The 8,412-nt window shown below is 45.9% G+C and carries 6 protein-coding genes; all 6 read right to left on the bottom strand.

Annotated features, from left to right (window positions below):
• Positions 1-857 (bottom strand): SusD/RagB family nutrient-binding outer membrane lipoprotein (locus GX419_12445; protein ID NLI25504.1); only part of this gene is annotated, 857 nt, incomplete at its 3' end.
• 32 nt (positions 858-889) lie between these two features.
• Positions 890-4,135, bottom strand: a complete 3,246-nt coding sequence (locus GX419_12450; GenBank protein ID NLI25505.1) for a SusC/RagA family TonB-linked outer membrane protein — start codon at positions 4,133-4,135, stop codon at positions 890-892.
• 133 nt (positions 4,136-4,268) lie between these two features.
• Positions 4,269-7,211 (bottom strand): DNA polymerase III subunit alpha, encoded by a 2,943-nt coding sequence (locus GX419_12455; protein ID NLI25506.1) that lies wholly within the window; start codon positions 7,209-7,211, stop codon positions 4,269-4,271.
• 53 nt (positions 7,212-7,264) lie between these two features.
• Positions 7,265-7,525 carry a hypothetical protein gene (locus GX419_12460; protein ID NLI25507.1) on the bottom strand — a complete coding sequence of 87 codons (261 nt, stop codon included), beginning with the start codon at positions 7,523-7,525 and terminating at the stop codon, positions 7,265-7,267.
• 323 nt (positions 7,526-7,848) lie between these two features.
• Complete coding sequence (locus tag GX419_12465; GenBank protein ID NLI25508.1) at positions 7,849-8,304, bottom strand: ATP-binding protein; 456 nt, start codon at positions 8,302-8,304, stop codon at positions 7,849-7,851.
• Positions 8,301-8,412, bottom strand: a 112-nt coding sequence (locus GX419_12470; protein NLI25509.1) for an AAA family ATPase, incomplete at its 5' end; no start/stop codon positions are given. The genes GX419_12470 and GX419_12465, both read right to left, overlap by 4 nt.

Genomic DNA, 8,412 nt, shown 5'->3' on the forward strand with positions numbered 1-8,412 from the left:
GTACGGGTATACAGGGTGTTGAACGTCCCGTTCCGATATGGCAATTGCCCAGGATACTCAAGCTTGGCATTATCATCATTTGATTCGATCATTGGATATTCAGCAGGATTAGCCAGCATAGCAGTAATTTCAGCTTCTGCCTGATCCCAGGGTTTGGTAGCAACATTCACAACCCCGGCGGCACGATTCAGTAATCGCAGGCGCAGGGAGTTAGCAAAACGTCGCCAGGCTTCCGGATCTCCACCATAAATCAAATCCCCGTTTCCAAAATTAACACCCTGAAGACTTTTTAAATCGGTATTGCACTGTTTGAGGTCGGCAATCAGATCCTTGTAGATCGACTCCTGGGTATCATATTTTGGTCGCACATTATCAGGATTATCTATTCCCAACAGAGCCTCACTGTATGGAACATCTCCGAACTGATCGGTAAGAATATGAAAGTTCCATGCACGTAAAACCCTGGCTGCGGCATTCAGACCCAGATTTTCTTCAGGACCTCCAGCTTTGGTTTTATCAATAACTAATTTAAGATCCATCAGATAGCTATTGTACGGCGTCTGGAAGAAGTCGTTCTGGTTTTCTGTACGAAGCAAATAATGATCTTCGTCAATGTATTGAATTTTACACCACTGTTGTGACCAGCAGGCGAAATACGTGTGGTTCATCCAACCACCGCCCAGACGATGGTCAACTGAATTAACAATGGCTGCAGTAAAAGCCGTATAGGCAGGCACATCTACCGGATTGTTCGGGTCTTTGTTCATTTCCTCGAACTTGTCGGTACAGGCAGGGAGCATAAGAATCCCAATGAAAAGGGCTGCCCCCAGAGATTGAATATAGGTCATTTTTTTCATGTTCATTCAGATTTAAATTAAGACAACCGGTATCAGAAGACAACCTTCAGATTGACACTGATGGTACGCACCGAAGGAAGCATATTGGATTCCAGCCCCTGAACGTTACCGGCATCAAATGCATTTTCCGGATCAATATTTGGCACATTCTTGTGGAGAATAGCCAGGTTACGTCCCACCAGGGAGAGATTAAGATTCCGGATGCCGATTTTCTGGAGGAAAGGCTGATCAAATGTATACCCAGCAGAAACTTCACGCAGTTTAACATAACTGCCATCGAAGATTGAACGGCCACCCTGATATCCCCAGATGCCTTCAAAGTAGTCCTGTGCTTCAATGTAGACTTCCGTATTTTCTATTGGTACATCAGAATGATTACCTTCGGCATCAAGGTATTCTACAGTTCCGTCGGCTTTGATTCTTCCAAGAACGCCTTTCACAAGATATCCGCCACCTTCATCAACCGGTGTTCTAATGTCATTTCCTTTCGGATTTTTTCCAACCGTACAGGCAAGGACTCCGGTATATTCTCCGAAGAAGTTGGTAACGGAGAACAAGTCACCACCTTTGCGAATATCGATAAGAACGCTAAGATTGAATTTATCAAACATGAATGAATTTCTCAGGCTTCCCAGCCAGTCAGGTGTAATATTTCCTATTACTGTGTTATAACTGGTACGTACATAATTCCCTGTAGATGGGCTAACCAGAGGCCGTCCTGAATTAGTCACTACCACACCTTTCTGAGTGTCGGCCTTATAATTCTCGCGGGCAATGGTACGATAGAACATGGAGCCATAAGGTTCGCCCGGGCGGGCCTGTATCAGAATACTCCATGCTCCACCGAGGTTGAAGAAAGACATGTCGGGGGCCAATGAAAGAACTTCATTCTTAATTCTGGTATAGTTGATATCAACATCCCAGGTAAACTTCCTGAGCTTAACCGGGGTCAGATTCACCAACAACTCGATCCCTTTGTTTTGCATTTCCCCGGCATTGATCCACTTGGAAGTAAACCCGGTAGCACTGGAGATGGAGATTGGAAGAATCTGGTTGGTGGTATTTTTCTGGAATAAGGTAATGTCAAAACCAAGTCTGTTATTGAAGAATTTCAGTTCAGCTCCCACTTCTTTGCTCACGGTGGTTTCGGGATCCAGATTAATATTCGGTAGAGTGTTGGTATAGCTCATTACCGGATTGCCTTCAAATGGATTGGATGAAGTATAAACACCAGTGAGGGAATAAGGATCAGCCGGGCTGGCTACTTTGGCCCACCCACCGCGAATTTTTCCATAGGAGATTAAATTGGACTGAATGCCAAAAGCATCGGTAAATACAAATCCAGCATTAAAAGAGGGATAGGAATAAGGATTTTTCTTTACCGGAAGCGTACTTGCCCAGTCATCACGCAGAGTTCCTTCGAGAGACAACCAGCCTTTATAGTTCAGGTTGATCAACCCATACAGGCTCTGGATTTCCTGGTGGCTTTCACTGAGCCATGTTGTCGGAGGAACAACAGCATTGGAAGTCGCATACAAATCGGGAATAATTAACTGAGCAATAAACGTATTTTGCTGTCTGTCATCCCTGTGCATAAGGTTTGCTCCGACTGTTGCAGTAAGATTCAGATCGGTAATGATATTCCGGTTAAATGTAAGCATCGCACTGGCATTAGTTTCATTGAAAATCCGGCTCCATGAATTGTACTGTCCATCGGGCCAGTCATTAGATCCTTTTGCCCTCTTTTCGTTCCGAACTTCTGAAAAATAGTCGGTACCAACCTGCGCCTGCAAGTTGAGCCAGTCGGTAAAGAAATACTGAATATTCACATTTCCTATGATTCTCTGACGATCCCGGCTATTGGTATTTTTATACATGGTCCACCAGGGGTTATCATGGTAACTGTGGTTCCAGTTAAAGGGACGACCCGTTACAGGATCAATCACATTGATCATTTTTTTCAGTCCTGCATAATCAACCTGACGACCATGCCAGGAGGACTGCTGAAGAATATTCGCTGAAGTATACCCGCCGCTGGGGATATTGGCACTGTTGTTGCGCAGATAATTGGCAGTGGCACTCACCTGAAGTTTTTCCGAAAGCTTATATCCACCTGTCAGGTAGAAACTATTCTTTTTCAGATCGGTATTGGGTACAACGCCAATAGCATCATTATTGGTCATAGAGAGGCGGAAATTGGCCCTTTCATTGCTTCCTTCCAGAGCAAGGCTGGTGTTGCGCGAGGTTCCCGTCTGGAAGAGGCTCTTAATATTGTCCGGATGGGGGACCCAGGGAGTAGGAGTCCTGATTCCGGTTACCGGGTCGTACGGACTGTCATACTGTGGTATCAGACGGCCGTCCAGTTTAGGCCCCCAGCTTTCGTCTACATTATCATTAATACCCCCACCGGCTCCGTCAACGTATTCAAATTCGCCATAGTAGCCCTGACCGTATTCATTCTGAAAATCAGGGAGGATTAGAACATTATCCCAGGCAAAACTATTTTCGAAGGTAACGCCAAGACCTTTACGGGATTTGCCTGATTTTGTGGTGATCATAATTACCCCGTTAGCACCACGCTGGCCGTACAATGCAGCGGCATTTCCGCCTTTCAGAACCGTCACCGATTCAATATCCGAAGGGTTAATATCCATGGCTGCATTCCCATAGTCAATTCCGCCATAACCACCGGTTGTATTATAGGTATTCGAGATGGGAACCCCATCAACAACAAACAACGGTTGGTTTTCCCGTGTAAGAGAGTTGTTTCCCCTGATGACAATGCGAGATGAACTGGCAACACTTCCGGAGGAATTATTGATAAACACACCAGCAACTTTTCCCTGAAGTGCATTTACCATGTTCTTTTCTCCGGCCCTGCTGATTTCATCGCCTGTTACGTCCTGTATGGCATAACCAATGGATTTCTTTTCCTTGGTTATTCCAAGAGCCGTCACAACTACTTCGCTGATTCCGAGGACATCCGACTCCATGGCCACATCGATGGTTGTCTTTCCTTCAATAGGCACTTCAACAGTCTTCATCCCTACAAAACTGAATACCAGCGAAACAGCATTCTGCGGAACCGAAAGGGAGTATTTCCCGTCAAAATCAGTAATGGTTCCGATCGTAGTACCTTTCACAAGAACTGCTACCCCAGGGATGGGTTGTCCATCCTCTTTTCCGGTAACAGTACCAGTAATCACCATGCCCTGCGCCCACAGAAACTGGGTTCCTGCCAGCACAAAGCACGCAAGCAGCATTGCGAGCTTTTTCATAGATCACAGATTTAGGTTAGTAAAGAGGTTTTCACTGCTTCAAAACTATAAATTTTCTCAGATTTAACAATCCTTAACAAAAATTTTTTTTTACTATTTACCATATTTTATTTTCTGTTTCGCGCTCTGTTCCTCATGAATACCTCGGGTCTTTCCTCAACGGAAGCTTTGCCATCTTTTCTACCTCCAGCGAAGGATATCCGAATTCCTCCACCACCTTACCCTTCAGAAGATATATTCCATCGCCGCGAAACGGGTACTTTTTTAGCGAAGGGGGAAAATGTACCGTATCAAAAAAATTACCCTGTACATCAAGAAAACAGCCGAAGTGCATCCATTCACCCTTTATGGTTTTAACATTTTTAATGGTAACCAGATTCCCGAGCATTCGCACTATTTTTCCTGTATAGCGGATCAGTTCGTGTGCCATTACTTCGCCGCGAAATGAAGTCTCCAGCAGGTCGAAGTGCGTCATGCTCACGGGAAATCCGAGCAATTCCATTTCATCATATGCATCTTCCAGGGGATCCTGTTCAAGAGGAGGCAAGGAAAACGATCGCACCGGCGGGACAAACAGGGCTCGTTCCGAAGTCCTGGCCGGAGCGTCTCCCAGCAGCATATGTGCTTCCCAGAGAAGTTCCTTTTTCGGTTTTCCGGTAAAGCGGAAAGCGTGAATACGGATCAGGATAACAAGCTGCTCAAGACCTATGCGAACCCGGCTGACAAAATCAGCCAGGCTGGCGTACTTCCCGTTCAGTCGCCGTTCCTCGATAATGCGCATGGCTGTCTCTGCTTCCAGATGCATTACATGGATCAAACCCAGATAAATATCCTTCCCCCGGATACTTGTTTTGTATTCCCCTTCATTCACACAGGGAAGAAGAATGCGGGCACCCCAGCGGCGGGCCTCATTAACATATACCCAGGTACGGTAAAAACCGCCAAAATTATTGATCACAGCTACCATGAACTCAAGCGGGAAATACGTTTTCAGATAAAGGCTCTGAAAACTTTCCACGGCATACGAAGCTGAATGAGCCTTGGAAAAGGAATAGCCAGCAAAGGATTCAATCTGCCTCCACACCTCTTTCGTTATTTCTTCGGGATAACCGAAAGTCCGGCAGTTGGAAAAGAATTTATCCACAATCCGCTGAAATTCTGATTTTGAGCGGTATTTTCCGCTCATGGCACGACGCAGTACATCGGCATCGGCCAGGTCAAGGCCGGCAAAATGATGACAGATTTTGATCACATCCTCCTGATAGACCATCACACCGTATGTTTCTTTCAGTTGTTGTTCCATTACCGGATGCAGGTAGCTGAAACTGCCGGGATTATGAAACCGTTTGATGTATTCCTTCATCATGCCGCTTTTTGCTACCCCGGGGCGAATGATGGAACTGGCCGCTACCAGACTGATGTAACTGTTGCAGCGAAGTTTATGCAGCAGCCCCCGCATAGCCGGACTTTCTATGTAGAAACATCCTATAGCTTCACCGGAACGGAGCTGGCGAAGCACAGCAGAATCCTGTTTAAACCGTTTTACATCGTGCACATCAATGTTGATACCCTGGTTTTCCTTCACAATATCGGCACATTCCTTTATATGACCTATCCCCCGCTGACTCAGGATATCGATCTTTTCATACCGCAGATCTTCGGCCACATACATATCGAACTGGGTAGTAGGCAGCCCCTTGGGGGGCATATCGAGGGCCGTATAGCAGGTAACAGGTTCCTCTGATATCAGCACCCCACCGGCATGAATACTGCGCAGGTTAGGAAAATCCTGAATGCGGTTCCCTACCCTGAAAATCTGCTCCGTGACCTCATTGCGGCCGGAAGCAGAAGAAGGATTGTCCACCAGTTCATCAATTTCCTCCTTTGGCAGCCCGTACACCTTGCCCAGTTCCCGCAGAATAGATCGTCCGTGAAAGGTAGATATGGTACCAATAAGAGCTGTATGCTCCCGGCCATACCTTTTAAATATATATTCCAGCACTTCGTCGCGGTCTTTCCACGAATAGTCGATATCGAAATCGGGCGGAGAGGTTCGGCGGGGATTGATAAACCGTTCAAAATACAGGTCGAGTTCAATAGGGTCAACATCCGTAATCCGGAGGCAGTAGGCTACAATGCTGTTGGCTCCGCTGCCCCGGCCCACATGATAGAATCCCCGGCTCATCGAGTACCGGATAATGTCCCAGGTAATGAGAAAATAGGATGAAAAACCCAGCCTGTCAATTACCTCCAGTTCGTGTCTGACCCGCTTCAGAGCTTCTTTGTTCCCTGAACCGTACCGGTATTTCAGACCGTCCATGGCAAGTTTCTCCAGCAAAAGTTTGTCGTCATACCGGCTCGCCGTAAACACCTGTTTGTTTTTTACCGTTTCAAAATCAAACCGGATGGAACAGGAAGCCATTAGCTGCAAAGTATTCTCAACCAGATGGGGGAACAGGGCATACTTTCTCCGGATTTCATCCGGAGAAACCAGGTATTCATCCTCTCCGGCAATCTGCCGAACGGTAAGCTTCGACAGCAGGGTGTTCTGATCAATGGCCCTCAGGTTTGTATGCAGAAAAAAATCCCCCGGGCCGGAGAGCGTAACAGGAAGCCTGGCTACCAGACGCGAGACCACCTTTTTAGTTATTGGCCATACCAGCCGGGTTACTTCGGCAGGCATTACTCCGATATACTCATTTTCGCGCAGATCATCATAAAAAGACGACAGGGGATAAACCACATACACATCATCCAGCAACGGCGGCCGTTCAGGAAAAGGTTCCCCGGAAGCATTGTGATGGCTCAGAAAATCGTTCAATACACGATATCCATTGTTGTTGCGTGCTATACCTATATATAACAGTTGATGCAACTGGTTGCGGAACTCAATGCCGGCCACCGGGTGTATGCCATGATTGCTGCAGGCTCTGACAAAATCGACCATCCCTGTGGTATTGTTGATATCGGCAAGGGCAAGGCGGTCGATACCCAGCCGGGCCGCCTGTTCAACCAGGCTTTCTACCGGCATTGTACCGTACCGCAAGCTATACCAGGAATGGCAGTTCATAAACATATTGTATCTCCCAGCATTTTTAACGAACCATCCAGTCAAGAATCCCGCTGTGCTCAGGCACAGATTTTTTCTTCAACAGAGGGTATCATGGCTCCGGCAGGTGGTACAAAAGAAGGCTCACCGGAAAGGCTTTCAGCTACCAGAAAAGGTTTGGGATTCTCGGTTACAAGAAATCCCTTGTATCCGCAGCGTTTCATTTCTCCGGCAGCCCAGTTGACAAGAGAATCATAACTGCATTCGGCCAACGGGGCAGGAACTGTTCCCCGGAACCAACCACGGCCTTCAAGAGAGAAAAAGACATATACAGCATTCATTTTGATTAAATTTTAATCATTTTGATGATTATAATTTAATCATTTTTTATAATAAAAACAAAAAAAGATTGCTTGGATCAGGACTCCTGATTAATCGTGCAGAATCTGTCCCGAAAGCCTCAATCGTCTTTTTCTATGAGGCAATCTTAGATTTCGGATCCGGAATTATTGTGAAGGCTAAACTCCACATTGCGCATTGGAAATAGTATGATTTCCCCAAAGGGAGGATTTTGTTTCGCTTCTTCGGAGCTAAATCGGAAACTTTCCTTCATTACCAACGCACTACGCATTAGTTCGCTTCCGCTTCTGATGGGTAATCCGGCCTAAACTGATTCCAGCCATTTCCAGGAAGGGACAACCTTGATTTTTCTATTACCTACAGAAAATTCGTCTTCCTGATCTAAAGTAACAATAATTCCTTCCTTATGGTTGATAAAATCCATAGCCTCAAGCAGTCCGTTGATTTCGCGGTCTTTATTATCGGGATTCAGATCAGAACACACCTGCAATACCAATACAGGAGCGTTTGATTGATGAACAATGAAATCGCATTCATATTTTTGCCGGAAATAACTGATAGTTCTTCCCTTACGGACCAGATGCAAAAAGATGCTGTTTTCAAACAGGCGACCCGTATCGTGAGAAAAACTCAATGAATTGGAACGGGCAAATGCTGTATCGATTGTATAAATCTTTCTGGGGCTGACCATTACACTGCGAACTGACCAGCTGAAACGGGGAACGGGAAAAAACAAATAACTGTCTTCAAACCAGTTCACATAATCAGAAACAGAATTGGCAGAACCGAATTGAAGTAGAGATATTTTTCATCCGTTTTTTCGGCTATTTGTTTCAGGAGGGTGCTTTTACCGCAGCGCCGTACACCA

This window comes from Bacteroidales bacterium, from assembly GCA_012517825.1.
GTDB lineage: Bacteria > Bacteroidota > Bacteroidia > Bacteroidales > JAAYUG01 > JAAYUG01.

Bases quoted from the DNA above. Each gene is read 5' to 3' on its own strand.
- GX419_12450 (NLI25505.1), bottom strand. From the start codon at position 4,135: ATGAAAAAGCTCGCAATGCTGCTTGCGTGCTTTGTGCTGGCAGGAACC.
- GX419_12460 (NLI25507.1), bottom strand. From the start codon at position 7,525: ATGAATGCTGTATATGTCTTTTTCTCTCTTGAAGGCCGTGGTTGGTTC.
- GX419_12455 (NLI25506.1), bottom strand. From the start codon at position 7,211: ATGTTTATGAACTGCCATTCCTGGTATAGCTTGCGGTACGGTACAATG.